Source organism: Streptomyces sp. NPDC033136 (assembly GCF_055578235.1).
Genome location: NZ_JBVIPD010000009.1, coordinates 116456 through 131302, shown reverse-complemented (window position 1 = coordinate 131302; position 14847 = coordinate 116456). Strand labels below are relative to the sequence as shown.

The 14847-nt window shown below is 70.5% G+C and carries 15 protein-coding genes; 13 read left to right on the top strand and 2 right to left on the bottom strand.

Annotated features, from left to right (window positions below; translation table 11 throughout):
* Positions 1-321 precede the first annotated feature (321 nt).
* The 4 genes from ACZ5TL_RS19030 (at position 322) to ffh (ending at position 6110) form a co-directional block, all read left to right on the top strand.
* The gene (locus ACZ5TL_RS19030) at positions 322-1665 is read left to right on the top strand and encodes an ammonium transporter (protein WP_468591057.1); all 1344 of its coding nucleotides are present in this window, start codon (positions 322-324) and stop codon (positions 1663-1665) included.
* The gene (locus tag ACZ5TL_RS19025) at positions 1662-2000 is read left to right on the top strand and encodes a P-II family nitrogen regulator (RefSeq protein ID WP_006346309.1); all 339 of its coding nucleotides are present in this window, start codon (positions 1662-1664) and stop codon (positions 1998-2000) included. Before ACZ5TL_RS19030 ends, ACZ5TL_RS19025 begins: the two co-directional genes overlap by 4 nt.
* 28 nt (positions 2001-2028) lie before the next feature.
* A complete protein-coding gene (locus ACZ5TL_RS19020; RefSeq protein ID WP_468591055.1) occupies positions 2029-4476 on the top strand; it encodes a [protein-PII] uridylyltransferase in 2448 nt (815 codons plus the stop codon).
* Positions 4477-4559: 83 nt separating this feature from the next.
* The gene (gene ffh / locus ACZ5TL_RS19015) at positions 4560-6110 is read left to right on the top strand and encodes a signal recognition particle protein (protein WP_468591054.1); all 1551 of its coding nucleotides are present in this window, start codon (positions 4560-4562) and stop codon (positions 6108-6110) included.
* 80 nt (positions 6111-6190) lie between these two features.
* Here the strand turns inward: ffh and ACZ5TL_RS19010 are convergent, their stop codons facing one another.
* On the bottom strand, positions 6191-6793 hold the full coding sequence (locus ACZ5TL_RS19010) for a hypothetical protein (RefSeq protein WP_468591052.1): 603 nt from the start codon (positions 6791-6793) through the stop codon (positions 6191-6193).
* Between the two features lie 136 nt (positions 6794-6929).
* The gene (locus tag ACZ5TL_RS19005) at positions 6930-7784 is read right to left on the bottom strand and encodes a methyltransferase domain-containing protein (protein WP_468591050.1); all 855 of its coding nucleotides are present in this window, start codon (positions 7782-7784) and stop codon (positions 6930-6932) included.
* 588 nt (positions 7785-8372) lie between these two features.
* On the opposite strand from ACZ5TL_RS19005, the gene ACZ5TL_RS19000 reads away from it, so the two are divergent.
* From ACZ5TL_RS19000 to lepB (ACZ5TL_RS18960), 9 genes are all read left to right on the top strand, one after another.
* Positions 8373-8975, top strand: coding sequence for a hypothetical protein (locus ACZ5TL_RS19000; protein ID WP_468591049.1), 603 nt, complete (start codon positions 8373-8375; stop codon positions 8973-8975).
* A 290-nt stretch (positions 8976-9265) separates the two neighbouring features.
* A complete protein-coding gene (gene rpsP, locus ACZ5TL_RS18995) occupies positions 9266-9685 on the top strand; it encodes a 30S ribosomal protein S16 (protein WP_468591047.1) in 420 nt (139 codons plus the stop codon).
* A gap of 2 nt (positions 9686-9687) precedes the next feature.
* The gene (locus tag ACZ5TL_RS18990; RefSeq protein WP_005479813.1) at positions 9688-9927 is read left to right on the top strand and encodes an RNA-binding protein; all 240 of its coding nucleotides are present in this window, start codon (positions 9688-9690) and stop codon (positions 9925-9927) included.
* An 80-nt stretch (positions 9928-10007) separates the two neighbouring features.
* The gene (gene rimM, locus ACZ5TL_RS18985; protein ID WP_468591046.1) at positions 10008-10568 is read left to right on the top strand and encodes a ribosome maturation factor RimM; all 561 of its coding nucleotides are present in this window, start codon (positions 10008-10010) and stop codon (positions 10566-10568) included.
* Entirely contained in the window at positions 10568-11401 is an 834-nt protein-coding gene (gene trmD / locus ACZ5TL_RS18980) for a tRNA (guanosine(37)-N1)-methyltransferase TrmD (protein ID WP_468591044.1), read from the top strand. The genes rimM and trmD overlap by 1 nt, the downstream gene beginning before the upstream one ends.
* Positions 11402-11536: 135 nt before the next feature.
* Positions 11537-11887, top strand: coding sequence for a 50S ribosomal protein L19 (gene rplS, locus ACZ5TL_RS18975; RefSeq protein WP_046727833.1), 351 nt, complete (start codon positions 11537-11539; stop codon positions 11885-11887).
* Between the two features lie 45 nt (positions 11888-11932).
* Positions 11933-12655, top strand: a complete 723-nt coding sequence (gene lepB, locus ACZ5TL_RS18970; protein ID WP_468591043.1) for a signal peptidase I — start codon at positions 11933-11935, stop codon at positions 12653-12655.
* A complete protein-coding gene (lepB, locus tag ACZ5TL_RS18965) occupies positions 12648-13739 on the top strand; it encodes a signal peptidase I (RefSeq protein WP_468591042.1) in 1092 nt (363 codons plus the stop codon). The genes lepB (ACZ5TL_RS18970) and lepB (ACZ5TL_RS18965) overlap by 8 nt, the downstream gene beginning before the upstream one ends.
* A complete protein-coding gene (lepB, locus tag ACZ5TL_RS18960; RefSeq protein ID WP_468591041.1) occupies positions 13627-14586 on the top strand; it encodes a signal peptidase I in 960 nt (319 codons plus the stop codon). The genes lepB (ACZ5TL_RS18965) and lepB (ACZ5TL_RS18960) overlap by 113 nt, the downstream gene beginning before the upstream one ends.
* Positions 14587-14847 lie beyond the last annotated feature (261 nt).

Below are 14847 nucleotides of genomic sequence, written 5' to 3'. Positions count from 1 at the left end.
CCGGAACTCCGGCCGCGGCCGGTCCTCCCGAACTGCCCGACTCGGCTCCCCCATGCCAGGTCATCGGAAGGCCGACCGCGGCCGGTCCGTGTTCCCACGGCCGCGAGAGCCGAAGGTTGCGCCACGATAACGATCAGCGCGCCCGCTATCCGGCAGTTCATCGACCCGTAACACAGCAGGCGCCTTCGTCACGGCCGCGAAACAACGAGGGGCTTCCACCGAAACGGCGCTGCGCCAATCTCGTGGCGCATAACCGGCCCACCCCTCATTCCGCTCGAGGCTTCGCCCGCACGGGGCCGTACCAACGACGAGGAGACGCCGATGGCACCAGCCATCACCCTTGCCGCAGAAGCACCCAAGCTGTCTGCCGCCAACACAGGGTTCATGCTCATCTGTTCCGCCCTGGTGATGCTCATGACGCCGGGCCTGGCCTTCTTCTACGGAGGCATGGTCCGCGTCAAGAGCACCCTGAACATGCTGATGATGAGCTTCATCAGCCTGGGGATCGTCACCATCCTGTGGGTGCTGTACGGCTTCTCCATGGCGTTCGGCACCGACTCCGCCAGCCTCATCGGCTGGAACTCCGACTGGGTCGGCCTCACCGGGGTGGACACGGGCGAGCTCTGGGGCTCGACCAACATCCCGCTCCTGACCTTCATGGTTTTCCAGCTGATGTTCGCGATCATCACGCCCGCCCTGATCAGCGGTGCGCTCGCGGACCGCGTGAAGTTCTCCGCCTGGGCGCTGTTCATCGCGCTGTGGGCCACGATCGTCTACTTCCCCGTCGCCCACTGGGTCTGGGGTGAGGGCGGCTGGGCCTTCGACATGGGCGTGATCGACTTCGCCGGTGGTACGGCGGTCCACATCAACGCGGGTGCCGCGGCGCTCGGCGTGATCCTGGTCATCGGCAAGCGCGTCGGTTTCAAGAAGGACCCGATGCGCCCGCACAGCCTGCCGCTGGTCATGCTCGGCGCCGGTCTGCTGTGGTTCGGCTGGTTCGGCTTCAACGCCGGTTCCTGGCTCGGCAACGACGACGGCGTCGGCTCCCTGATGTTCGTCAACACGCAGGTCGCAACCGCCGCCGCCGTCCTCGGCTGGCTCGCCTACGAGAAGATCCGCCACGGCGCCTTCACCACCCTGGGCGCCGCCTCCGGCGCGGTCTCGGGTCTGGTCGCCATCACCCCGGCCGGTGGCGCGGTCACCCCGCTCGGCGCGATCGCCGTCGGTGCCATCGCCGGTGTGCTGTGCGCCATGGCCGTCGGCCTGAAGTACAAGTTCGGCTATGACGACTCCCTGGACGTCGTCGGCGTCCACCTGGTGGGCGGTATCCTCGGCTCCCTGCTGATCGGCTTCTTCGCCAGCGGCAAGGGCCAGTCCGAGGTCGAAGGCCTCTTCTACGGGGGCGGCCTGGAACAGTTCTGGAAGCAGTGCGCCGGTGTCTTCGGTGTCCTCGCCTACTCCCTGGTCGTCTCCGCGATCCTCGCCTTCATCCTCGACAAGACCATGGGCATGCGGGTCTCCGAGGACGACGAGGTCGCCGGCATCGACCAGGCCGAGCACGCCGAGACCGCATACGACTTCAGCGGCGCTGGTGGCGGTGCCGCCAAGACCGCCGCCGTCGCGGCCGCCGTGGGCGGCGCCGAGAGCAAGAAGGTGGACGCATGAAGCTCATCACCGCCGTCGTGAAGCCGCACCGGCTCGACGAGATCAAGGAGGCCCTGCAGGCCTTCGGCGTGCACGGCCTGACGGTCACCGAGGCCAGCGGCTACGGTCGTCAGCGGGGTCACACCGAGGTCTACCGGGGCGCCGAGTACACCGTCGATCTGGTCCCCAAGATCCGCATCGAGGTCCTGGCCGAGGACGACGACGCCGAGCAGCTGATCGAGGTCGTGGTCAAGGCGGCCCGCACCGGCAAGATCGGTGACGGCAAGGTGTGGTCCGTCCCGGTCGACACGGCCGTACGGGTCCGGACCGGCGAGCGCGGCCCCGACGCGCTCTGAGGCAGGAAAACAGAACAGGAGTCGCTGGGTGACGGGTACGGACGTGCAGAAAGAAGCAGAGGACTCGGGACCCAGCGGCTACGCGGCGGCCCGGCTGCGTCTCCTCACCGAGGAGGCGCGGTCCGGGCCGCCGCGCCGTGCGGCCCTGGCCGACCTGACGGACGACTGGCTCACCGGCCTGTTCGCCGCGGGCGCGGAAGGGCTGCGCGGGGCCTCCCTGGTCGCCGTCGGCGGCTACGGACGCGGCGAGCTGTCGCCCCGCAGCGACCTCGACCTGCTCCTGCTGCACGACGGCAGCGACCCCAAGGGCGTCGCCGCCCTCGCCGACCGGCTCTGGTACCCCGTCTGGGACCTGGGCCTGGCCCTCGACCACTCCGTCCGCACGCCCGCCGAGGCCCGCAAGACCGCCGGCGAGGACCTCAAGGTGCAGCTCGGACTGCTGGACGCCCGGCACATCGCCGGTGACCTCGGCCTCACGGCCGGGCTGCGTACGGCCGTTCTGGCCGACTGGCGCAACCAGGCGCCCAAGCGCCTCCCCGAACTGCAGGAACTGTGCGCCGAGCGCGCCGAGCGCCAGGGCGAGCTGCAGTACCTGCTGGAGCCCGACCTGAAGGAGGCCCGCGGCGGGCTGCGCGACGCCACCGCCCTGCGGGCCGTCGCCGCCTCCTGGCTCGCCGACGCCCCGCGCGAGGGCCTCGCCGACGCCCGGCGCCGGCTCCTCGACGTACGGGACGCCCTGCATCTGGCCACCGGGCGGGCGACCGACCGGCTGGCCCTCCAGGAGCAGGACCAGGTGGCCGCCGAGCTCGGCCTGCTCGACGCGGACACGCTGCTGCGGCAGGTGTACGAGGCGGCGCGGCTCATCTCGTACGCCAGTGACGTCACCTGGCGCGAGGTCGGACGCGTGCTGCGGTCACGCGCCGTGCGGCCCCGGCTGCGCGCCATGCTGGGGGGCGGGAAGCCGACCGCCGAGCGGTCCCCGCTGGCCGAGGGCGTAGTGGAGCAGGACGGCGAGGTGGTGCTCGCCCGCGCCGCGCGCCCCGAGCGCGATCCCGTCCTGCCGCTGCGCGCCGCCGCTGCCGCCGCCCAGGCCGGACTCCCGCTCTCCCTGCACGCCGTACGGCGCCTGGCGGCCACCGTGCGCCCGGTGCCCACGCCCTGGCCCGCCGAGGCACGCGAACAACTCGTCACCCTGCTCGGCTCCGGCCGCCCCACCGTCGAGGTCTGGGAGGCGCTGGAGGCCGAGGGACTGATCACCCGGCTGCTGCCCGACTGGGAGCGGGTCCGCTGCCGCCCGCAGCGCAACGCCGTGCACCTGTGGACCGTCGACCGGCACCTCATCGAGACCGCGGTACGCGCGTCCGAGTTCACCCGCCGGGTCAGCCGGCCCGACCTGCTGCTGGTCGCCGCGCTGCTGCACGACATCGGCAAGGGCTGGCCCGGTGACCACTCGGTGGCCGGCGAGATCATCGCCAAGGACGTGGCCGCCCGCATCGGCTTCGACCGCCACGACGTGACCGTCATCGCCACCCTCGTCCGCCACCACCTGCTGCTCGTCGAGACGGCCACCCGGCGTGATCTGGAGGATCCGGCCACCGTGCGCGCGGTCGCCGAGGCCGTCGGCTCCCAGGGCACCCTGGAACTGCTGCACGCGCTCACCGAGGCCGACGCCCTGGCCACCGGACCGGCCGCCTGGTCCTCCTGGCGCGGCTCGCTCGTCGCCGACCTGGTCGGACGGGTCTCGGCGGTGCTCGCCGGGGACGACCCGGCCGACCCCGAGGAGGCCGCGCCGACCGCCGAGCAGGAGCGGCTCGCCCTGGAAGCGGCCGCGACGGGCAGTCCCGTCCTCGCCCTGCGGGCCCAGACCGAGCCGCCCGCCGGACAGGAGCCGTCCGGCGATCCCGAGCCGCTGGGCGTGGAACTGCTCATCGCCGTCCCCGACCAGGCGGAGGTGCTGCCCGCGGTGGCCGGTGTGCTGGCCATGCACCGGCTGACCGTACGGACCGCCGAGCTGCGGTCCCTGACCCTCCCGGACGGCGTCGACGGCTCCGTCCTGCTGCTCGACTGGCGGGTCGCCGCCGAGTACGGCTCCCTGCCGCAGGCCGCCCGTCTGCGCGCGGACCTCGTCCGGGCCCTGGACGGCTCCCTGGACATCGCCGGCCGTCTCGCCGAACGGGACGCGGCCTATCCGCGCCGCCGGGGCGTGATCGCTCCGCCGCCGAGGGTGTCGGTCCATCCGGCCGCCTCCCGGCTGGCCACCGTCATCGAGGTCCGTTCCCAGGACGCCCCGGGCCTGCTGTTCCGTATCGGCCGGGCCCTGGAGGACGCGAGCGTACGGGTGCGCAGCGCGCACGTCTCCACGCTCGGCGCCAACGCCGTCGACGCCTTCTATGTGACCGGCCCGGAGGGCGCGCCGCTGCCCGGTGACGAGGCCGCGGCGGTGGCGCGGAAGCTGGAGGAGACACTGCGAGGGTGAGCCCGACCCGGCGACTTGTCACGCCGGGATACCCTGGAGGGCGATTCCCCAGTCTGTCTCCGACCCCGAGGACCGCGAGCGCCGTGTTCGATACTCTTTCCGATCGCCTCTCAGCGACCTTCAAGAACCTGCGCGGCAAGGGACGGCTCTCCGAGGCGGACATCGACGCCACGGCGCGCGAGATCCGGATCGCGCTGCTCGAGGCGGACGTGGCGCTGCCGGTCGTCCGGACGTTCATCAAGAACGTCAAGGAGCGTGCCCTCGGCGCCGAGGTCTCCAAGGCGCTGAACCCCGCCCAGCAGGTCCTCAAGATCGTCAACGAGGAACTGGTCACGATCCTCGGCGGCGAGACCCGCCGCCTGCGTTTCGCCAAGCAGCCGCCCACCGTGATCATGCTGGCGGGTCTGCAGGGTGCCGGTAAGACCACCCTGGCGGGCAAGCTCGGCCGCTGGCTGAAGGAGCAGGGCCACTCGCCGTTGCTCGTCGCCTGTGACCTCCAGCGGCCCAACGCCGTCAACCAGCTCAGCGTCGTCGCCGAGCGCGCCGGTGTCGCGGTCTACGCACCGGAGCCGGGCAACGGCGTCGGTGACCCGGTCAAGGTCGCCAAGGACTCCATCGAGCACGCCAAGTCCAAGGTCCACGACATCGTGATCGTGGACACCGCCGGCCGCCTCGGCATCGACCAGGAGATGATGCAGCAGGCCGCGGACATCCGCGACGCCGTCTCCCCGGACGAGATCCTGTTCGTCGTCGACGCGATGATCGGCCAGGACGCCGTCAACACCGCCGAGGCCTTCCGCGACGGCGTCGGCTTCGACGGCGTGGTGCTCTCCAAGCTCGACGGTGACGCCCGTGGTGGTGCTGCCCTGTCGATCCGGCAGATCACCGGCAAGCCGATCATGTTCGCGTCGAACGGTGAGAAGCTCGACGACTTCGACGCCTTCCACCCCGACCGGATGGCCTCCCGCATCCTCGACATGGGTGACCTGCTCACCCTGATCGAGCAGGCGGAGAAGACGTTCAGCCAGGAAGAGGCCGAGAAGATGGCCTCCAAGCTGGCGTCCAAGAAGGGCCAGGACTTCACCCTGGACGACTTCCTGGCCCAGATGGAGCAGGTCCGCAAGATGGGCTCCATCTCCAAGCTGCTCGGCATGCTGCCGGGCATGGGCCAGATGAAGGACCAGATCAACAACCTCGACGAGCGGGACGTCGACCGCACGGCGGCCATCATCAAGTCGATGACGCCGGGCGAGCGCCACGACCCGACGATCATCAACGGCTCGCGGCGCGCCCGTATCGCGCGGGGTTCCGGTGTCGAGGTCAGCGCGGTGAAGAACCTGGTCGAGCGGTTCTTCGAGGCCCGCAAGATGATGTCACGCATGGCCCAGGGCGGCGGCATGCCCGGGATGCCCGGGATGCCGGGCATGGGCGGCGGACCCGGCCGGACGAAGAAGAAGCAGAAGCAGGCCAAGGGCAAGCAGCGCTCCGGCAACCCGATGAAGCGCAAGCAGCAGGAGCAGGAGGAGGCCGCCCGCCGCGCGGCCGCCGCCGAGGGCGGCAACGCGTTCGGCCTGCCGCAGCAGGGCGGCAAGGACTTCGAACTCCCCGACGAGTTCAAGAAGTTCATGGGCTGACCGCTTTCGGTCCGCACGACACCGAGGGCGCCCCCTTTTCCGAAGGGGGCGCCCTCAGCGGTTCGTCGGCAGCGCGCCGGTCAGGCGTTCGGGAACTTCCAGATGTACGGCTCGCCGTCCTCCTCGGACCAGTGGACCTCGACGCTCTCGGCGTTCGCCGGGACCACGTACGTCTCGCAGAAGACGTGGCTCTCGCCCTGCTTCCAGCTCTCGACGTCGTACGGGTCCTCGCAGCCCGCGGTGTCCTCGGACGCGCCGATGAGGACGGAGCCGCGCTGCCCGTCGGCGAAGACGGTGGTGCCGTCGTGCACGTCGGAACCCTCGGTGAGGGCGGGCCCGCTCCGGTGCGTGTACTTCACGTGGGCGACGGCCAGCACCCTGCCCTTGACCTTGTCCGGCTCGGACACGGCCTTGGCGGCCTCCGCCTCGGTGCCCAGCTCGACCTTCTGCGCCACGACGTCGTAGGTGACCTCGCCCGGGTCCTCCGCGACCTTGCCCGTCACGCTCTCGCCCGTCCCCATCTCACCGCCGGAAGCCGGCTCCGGCGAAGGGGAGACCCTGGTCTTCCCGGTGGCCTGGCTCTTCGCCTCCGCGCTGTCGCCGCCGCCACCGCAGCCGGTGAGCGTGAGGGTGAGGACGGCGACGGGCGCGACGAGACGCAGCGCGGTCTTGCGGTACGGCACAACAGCTCCTGTATGCAGATGTGTAGGTCCCTCGAGCGGTGGATCACTTTATGCGTTCATGATCCACTTGGCGAAACGAGAAGCACCCCATGGGCTTTCCTTCACGCCATTCACACCTGCACTCAAGACCTGCTCTTCACGGAGTCCGGGCGATCAGGTACCGGAACACGTTCGGCATCCACACCGTGCCGTCCTGGCGCTGGTGGGGATGGAGCGCCTCCGTGAGCTCCTTGTCCACCTGTACCTGGTCCGTCGCCGTCATCGCCGCGTCGAACAGGCCCGTCGACTTCAGGCCGCGCACCGCGCTGTCCACGTCGGCGTAGCCGAAGGGGCAGGCCACGCGGCCGGAGCCGTCCGGCCTGAGCCCGGCCCGCTGGGCGACCTCCTCCAGGTCGTCGCGGAGGGCGGGGCGCCAGCTGCCCGAGGCGCGCAGCGGCTCCGCCAGTTTCGTGGCCACCCGTAGCACGGACGTCGTGGCGCACCGCTCCGGCGGGCCCCAGCCGGCCAGCACCACCGCCGCACCGCGCTCGGCGAGCGGCGTCGCCTCCGTGAGCAGCCCGCCCAGCCCCTCCGAGTCGCCCGCCAGGCACCCGATCGGCTCGAACGCCGTCACCAGGGTGTAGCCCGGAGCGCCCGGCTCCCGCGCGTCGCGGGGTGAGCCGTCGACCAGCCGGGTGTCCGGACGCGTGCGCGTGTCCGACGCCTGGGGGAGTAGCCGCTCCCGTGCCAGGGCCATTCTTTCGTGGGAAGCGTCGACACCGGTGACCGCCGCTCCCCGGGCGGCGGCCATCAGCAGGGCGAGTCCGGAACCGCAGCCGAGGCCGAGCAGCCGCGTGGCGGGACCCACGTCCAGTCGCTCGTAGACGGCCTCGTAGAGCGGTACGAGCATCCGCTCCTGGATCTCGGACCAGTCACGCGCGCGTGCACGCCGGTCCACGCGGGGTGCGGCCCCGGCGTGAGGCAGGTGCTGCCGCACGAGCGTAGGTGTCATAAGTAAGCGCCCCAATCCGCCGAGAGTTGCCTCTTGCCCGATTCCATGGCCCCCGTGACAGTGCGCTCGCACTACCCCCGTATGCCAGGAAACTCCCCCCTCGACCTGTCGTCCAGTGGAATGCGGCAGGGCTTGTGAGTTGTCATGTGCCTATGGCGAGATTTCACATCCCGGCAACCTGACCGGGCCGTCGCGCCATGGTCAGGGCCGAGGCAGGGCGAGGCCGGGCTCGCCGGGCGCGTGGTGGCCGTGCGGTGTCCGGTCGCCGGGGACGGGTCGGTGCCGAACGGCGGCGACGCACCCGGTAACGTCGCGGTCGCGGCACGCGCTTACTGAGTGGAGCCCAAGGGGCCGAAACGCCCTCTTGCGTACTCGCGAACCCCTGAGGCCCCGGCCGCGCCAAGACGTTCCGCGCGCCGGGGCGTAGGCGGGGCTACGCACCACCTTGTGGTGAGCTGCGAGGCTTCTCCACAGATCAGCGCACCCGCCCTCGTCGGGACGCATCAGAGGCAACTGACGGGTACGTGCAATTTTATTTGGGATGCCCCGGAATCGGAACACTGGGGCACCCCGGCTCGTTGCCATTACGTGAGCACGACACAGACACCACCTGTTCTCGCCGCAGAGCTGGCACAGGCGTGGGCCGATATTCAGCGGTACCACCCCGAGTTGCCCGACCTTGCCGCGCCAGAGTCCCTGATCGGGGAGTCGTCGTCCGCGTGCGGTCACGAGCTCTCCTTCGAGCGACTGCTCCATGAGGCAGTCCATGGCATCGCCGCCGCCCGCGGCGTCCGCGACACCTCCCGGGCCGGCCGCTACCACAACCGCAGATTCCTCGCCATCGCCGAGGAGATGGGCCTGGACCATCCCGAGGAACCGCATCCCAGCAGCGGCTTCTCCCTGGTCACGCTCACCCCCGAGGCAAAGCGCCGCTACCGTCCGACGATGGAGCGCCTCCAGCGGGCCCTGAAGGCCCACACCGCGGCGACCTCCTCCGACACCTCCCGCACCTTCCGGGGGCCGGCCGCCCGGCACGGCTCCTCCGGCGGCGGCGTCCGCGTCAAGGCGGTCTGCGACTGCGGCCGCAACGTCCGCGTCGTCCCGTCGGTCCTCGCCCAGGCCCCGATCGTCTGCGGCGGCTGCGGCAAGCCGTTCCGGATCCCGGAGGTCGTGGGAGCGGTGGCCGGCTGACGTCCCCCACCGGCATCTCGTGGCTGCCGGTCGAGACGGACGCCGGGACGGTTCGGCACCCGACGTGCGGCACCTTCACGCCGGGTGCCGCTTTGGCATGCCCGCGCGGCGGCCCGTACCCCGGGCCCGGGGCGACCCGCCGGGTGTGGCACAATGACTAGCTGTACTCGACAGCCGCACAGGACCCCTCTCTCCTCCGGCTGACGCGTCCATCGGGCACTCGGGTACCGCAACCCCACGCGGCTTTCTCGCCGTGCCCAACCACGTCAAATCCAGGAGAACCCACTCCCGTGGCAGTCAAGATCAAGCTGAAGCGTCTGGGCAAGATCCGTTCGCCTCACTACCGCATCGTCGTCGCCGACTCCCGCACCCGTCGTGACGGCCGTGCGATCGAGGAGATCGGCAAGTACCACCCGACGTACCACCCGTCGGTCATCGAGGTCGACGCCGAGCGTGTGGCGTACTGGCTCGGTGTCGGCGCCCAGCCGACCGAGCCCGTGCTCGCCATCCTCAAGAAGACCGGCGACTGGCAGAAGTTCAAGGGCGAGCCCGCCCCGGCTCCTCTGCTGACGCGGCCCGAGAAGGCCGCGCGCCCGTCGTTCGAGGCTCTCGGTGGTGACGACGAGGGCAAGGGTGAGGCGATCACCCAGAAGAAGAAGGCTGAGAAGAAGGACGAGGCCGCCGCTGAGTCCGCTTCGACCGAGGCCTGAGCATGCTCGAGGAGGCTCTCGAGCACCTCGTGAAGGGCATCGTCGACAACCCTGACGATGTGCAGGTCGCCTCGCGCGACCTGCGCCGCGGTCGCGTGCTCGAGGTCCGGGTCCACCCGGACGACCTGGGCAAGGTGATCGGCCGCAACGGCCGCACCGCACGCGCCCTGCGCACCGTCGTGGGCGCCATCGGCGGTCGCGGTGTCCGCGTCGACCTCGTCGACGTGGACCACGTCCGCTGACGCTTATCGCAACCGGCTCGGGCCGGGGAGGGCCTGAGGGCCGTCCCCGGCCCGCAGTCGTATGACAGGAGAATGGACACGTGCAGCTGGTAGTCGCACGGATCGGCCGCGCCCACGGCATCAAGGGCGAGGTCACCGTCGAGGTACGGACCGACGAGCCGGAACTGAGGCTGGCCCCCGGAGCCGTACTCGCCACGGATCCCGCCTCCGCGGGACCCCTCACCATCGAGACGGGCCGCGTCCACAGCGGCCGCCTCCTGCTGCGCTTCGAGGGCGTCAGTGACCGCACCGGCGCCGAGGCCCTGCGCAACACCCTCCTGATCGCCGAGATCGACCCGGAGGAACTGCCCGAGGGCGAGGACGAGTACTACGACCACCAGCTCATCGACCTCGACGTGGTCACCGCGGACGGCACGGAGGTCGGGCGGATCACGGAGATCTCGCACCTGCCCACCCAGGACCTCTTCATCGTGGAGCGCCCCGACGGCAGCGAGGTGATGATCCCCTTCGTCGAGGAGATCGTCGCCGAGATCGACCTGGAGGAGCAGAAGGCCGTCATCACCCCGCCGCCGGGCCTGATCGACGACCGTGCCGAGGTCGCCTCCAGCAGGGAAGAGGCCTCCGGTCGGGAAGAGTCCTGATGCGCCTCGACGTCGTCACGATCTTCCCTGAGTACCTGGAACCGCTGAACGTCTCCCTCGTCGGCAAGGCACGCGCGCGTGGGCAGCTGAACGTGCACGTGCACGACCTGCGGTCCTGGACGTACGACCGTCACCACACCGTCGACGACACCCCCTACGGCGGCGGCCCCGGCATGGTCATGAAGACCGAGCCGTGGGGAGACGCCCTGGACTCCGTCCTGGCCGACGGTTACGAGACCGGCTCCCGCGAGCCCGCCCTCATCGTGCCCACCCCCAGTGGCCGCCCCTTCACCCAGGAGCTGGCCGTCCACCTCTCCGAGCGCCCCTGGCTGATCTTCACGCCGGCCCGCTACGAGGGCATCGACCGCCGGGTCGTCGACGAGTACGCGACACGGATGCCGGTGTACGAGGTGTCCATCGGCGACTACGTCCTGGCCGGCGGCGAGGCGGCCGTCCTCGTCGTCACCGAGGCCGTGGCGCGGCTGCTGCCGGGCGTCCTGGGCAACGCCGAGTCCCACCGGGACGACTCCTTCGCGCCCGGGGCGATGGCCAGCCTCCTGGAGGGGCCCGTCTACACCAAGCCGCCCGAGTGGCGCGGCCGGGACATCCCCGACGTGCTGCTCAGCGGCCACCACGGGAAGATCGCCCGCTGGCGCCGGGACGAGGCCATCAAGCGCACGACCGCCCACCGGCCCGACCTCATCGAGCGGTGCGACCCCAAGGCCTTCGACAAGAAGGACCGCGAGATGCTCTCCATCCTGGGCTGGGCACCGGACCCGGCGGGGGAGCCGTACGGTCGATTTTGGCGCAGGACCGACGGCGTGGAAGAATAGCCAGCTGTTGTGCGTCCGTCCGGAGCGCGCCCCTGCCACAGGGGGAGACGACGCCCGTCCCGACCCGCACAACCCTGATCCGAAACACCTAGTTTCCGTTGATGACCTGTGGCATCAGCGAAGAAAGCAGACGAAATGTCTCACCTGCTCGACACCGTCGACTCCGCGTCGCTGCGCAGCGACGTCCCCGCCTTCCGCCCGGGCGACACGGTCAACGTGCACGTCCGCGTCATCGAGGGCAACCGCTCCCGTGTGCAGCAGTTCAAGGGCGTCGTGATCCGCCGCCAGGGCTCCGGCGTGCGCGAGACCTTCACGGTCCGCAAGGTCTCCTTCTCCGTCGGCGTCGAGCGCACCTTCCCGGTGCACACCCCGATCGTGGAGAAGATCGAGCTGGTCACCCGGGGTGACGTTCGTCGCGCCAAGCTGTACTACCTGCGCGAGCTGCGCGGCAAGGCCGCGAAGATCAAGGAGAAGCGCGAGAACTGAGCGCTCTCCGGAGTTCACATCGGGGCCGGATAGCATCTGGCTCCGATGGACACCGAAGCACAGCACACGGAGCGCGACCGCTCCTCCCGCCCTTCCGATTCCGAGCCGACCTCGGACTCCGGAGGGCCGGAGGAACGGTCGCGTTTCGCGTTGGTGTCGCGTGTCAGCGCCTGGGTCCCCGGCGGCCGGATCACTCTCACCCTGCTGCTCTGCCTGGTCTTCCTGCTGCTGCTCAGCACCTTCGTGCTGCGGCCCTTCCAGATCCCCAGCGGATCCATGGAACGGGGATTGAGGGTCGGGGACCGGGTTCTCGTAAATAAGTTGGCATACCGTTTCGGTGCCGCGCCGCAGCGGGGAGACATCGTCGTGTTCGACGGGACCGGGTACTTCGGGCACGCGGACTACATCAAACGCGTTGTCGGCGTGGGGGGAGACCACGTGGTCTGCTGCGACAAGGAGGGGAGGATCCAGGTGAACGGCCGGCCGGTCGACGAGTCGGGCATCCTTTACCCCGGCGACAGCCCGTCCACGGTTGCCTTCGACGTCGTCGTCCCCGACGGCAGCCTGTTCCTCCTCGGCGACCACCGCAGCGACTCCAGCGACTCCCGCGACCACCTCGGCTCACCCGGCGGTGGCATGATCCCGGCCGGTGTCGTGATCGGCCGCGCCGACTGGATCGTCTGGCCCCTCGGCCACGCCACCGGGCTGCACCGTCCCGACGCCTACGCGCGCGTGCCCGCCGCCGCAAGGGCGGGCGCCCATGGGTAACCGCGGCAAACCGCGTGGCGTCCCCGCCAGCCCCGCGGAGAACCTGCTGCCCACCGGTGCCCGGCGCGCCTCCAGCCCGTCCGGTGGCCGTACGCGCGCCGAGCGGCGCAAGCTCCAGCGCAAGGTCAAGCGGCGCCGCAGGCGCGGCGCCGTCAAGGAGATACCGCTCCTGGTCGGCGTCGCCGTCCTCATAGCCCTCGTGCTGAAGACGTTCCTGGTGCAGGCCTTCGTCATCCCGTCCGGCTCCATGGAGCAGACCATCCAGATCGGCGACCGCGTCCTGGTCGACAAGCTCACCCCGTGGTTCGGCTCGAAGCCGCAGCGCGGGGACGTCGTCGTGTTCAAGGACCCCGGCGGCTGGCTCCAGGACGAGCAGCCCACCCTTCCGAAGAACGACCCCATCGTCATCAAGCAGGTCAAGGAAGGGCTCACCTTCATCGGTCTGCTGCCCTCGGAGAACGAGAAGGACCTCATCAAGCGGGTCGTCGGCGTCGGCGGCGACCGCGTCAAGTGCTGCGACACACAGGGCCGTGTGACCGTCAACGGCATCCCGCTGAACGAGGACTACCTCTACCCCGGCAACGCCCCCTCCGACACGCCCTTCGACATCACGGTCCCGCAGGGGCGGTTGTGGGTCATGGGCGACCACCGCAACAACTCCGCGGACTCCCGTGCCCACCAGGACACCGACTACGGCGGTACGGTCTCCGAGGACGAGGTCGTGGGCCGTGCCATGGTCATCGCCTGGCCCTTCGGTCACTGGAACACCCTGGAGGAGCCGAACACCTACGCCTCCGTGTCCGACTCGGCCACCGGGTCGACCGCAGCTCCCGAACTGTCGCATAGGGTTGGCCCCTACGATTCGAACGGAACGATCCAGCTCCCGACCCCTGCGGAACTCCCGCTCGTTATGGGAGTAGTGGGCCTGCGCCGCGTATGGGGCAGGCGGCGGCACAGAGTGAGGAGTTGGCGTGGGGGATGTGGCGGTTGGCGCACGGTCGGGAAACGACGGCGAGGAGCACCGCGGACGCCCCGCGCAATCCGCCGTCCCGGCCGCGGACAGCGCCGTGACCTCCGGGAGTGACTCCGGGGCAGCCGAGGATGACAGGGTGACTGGCGAGCACACGACAGCCGATGACCAGGGATCGGGCGGTACGGCCCGGACCCCGAAGAAGCCGCGCTCCTTCTGGAAGGAGCTGCCCATCCTGATCGGTATCGCGCTGGTACTGGCGCTGCTGATCAAGACGTTCCTGGTGCAGGCGTTCTCCATCCCCTCCGACTCGATGCAGAACACCCTCCAGCAGGGCGACCGCGTCCTGGTCGACAAGCTCACCCCCTGGTTCGGCTCCGAGCCCGAGCGCGGCGAGGTCGTCGTCTTCCACGATCCGGACAACTGGCTGGCCGGCGAACCGACCGCGGACCCGAACGCCCTGCAGACGTTCCTCAGCTGGATCGGCCTCATGCCGTCCGCGGAGGAGAAGGACCTCATCAAGCGCGTCGTCGGCGTCGGCGGCGACACGATCGAGTGCAAGGGCACCGGCCCGCTCACGGTCAACGGCAAGGCACTCAACGAGACCTCGTACGTCTACCCCGGCAACACGCCGTGCAGCGTCGACGACCAGGGCGGCCAGTTCAAGCTGAAGGTCCCCCAGGGCTACATCTGGGTCATGGGCGACCACCGGCAGAACTCGCGGGACTCCCGCTACAACCAGTCCGACAAGCACCAGGGCATGGTCCCGGTGAAGGAGGTAGTCGGCCGCGCCATCGTCGTCGCCTGGCCGATCAACCGCTGGAGCACCCTGCCCGTGCCGGACACCTTCGACCAGGCCGGTCTGAACGCACAGCCCGCCGCCGGTCTGACGGTCGCGCCGCAGGGGCTGGCGCTCGCCGGCGTGGTGCCGGTTGTGTGGTGGCGCCGCAGGAAGCAGTGAGGCCGGGGCGGGGCGCAGCAGCGCGTGAGGCCCGTCGCCCGGCATGGCTTGCGGGCCGGGGCGTGAGGCTTGCAGGCCGGGGCGTGAGGCTTGCGGGCCGGGGCGTGAGGCTTGCAGGCCGGGGCGTGAGGCTTGCGGGCCGGGGCGTGAGGCTTGCGGGCCGGGGCGTGACGCCTGCCGGTTCGGGACGTGAGGTTTGCCGGTTCGGTTCGGTCCGCGGTCGGTCATGATCCCGACCACGACCACGGGCTGACCCCGTGC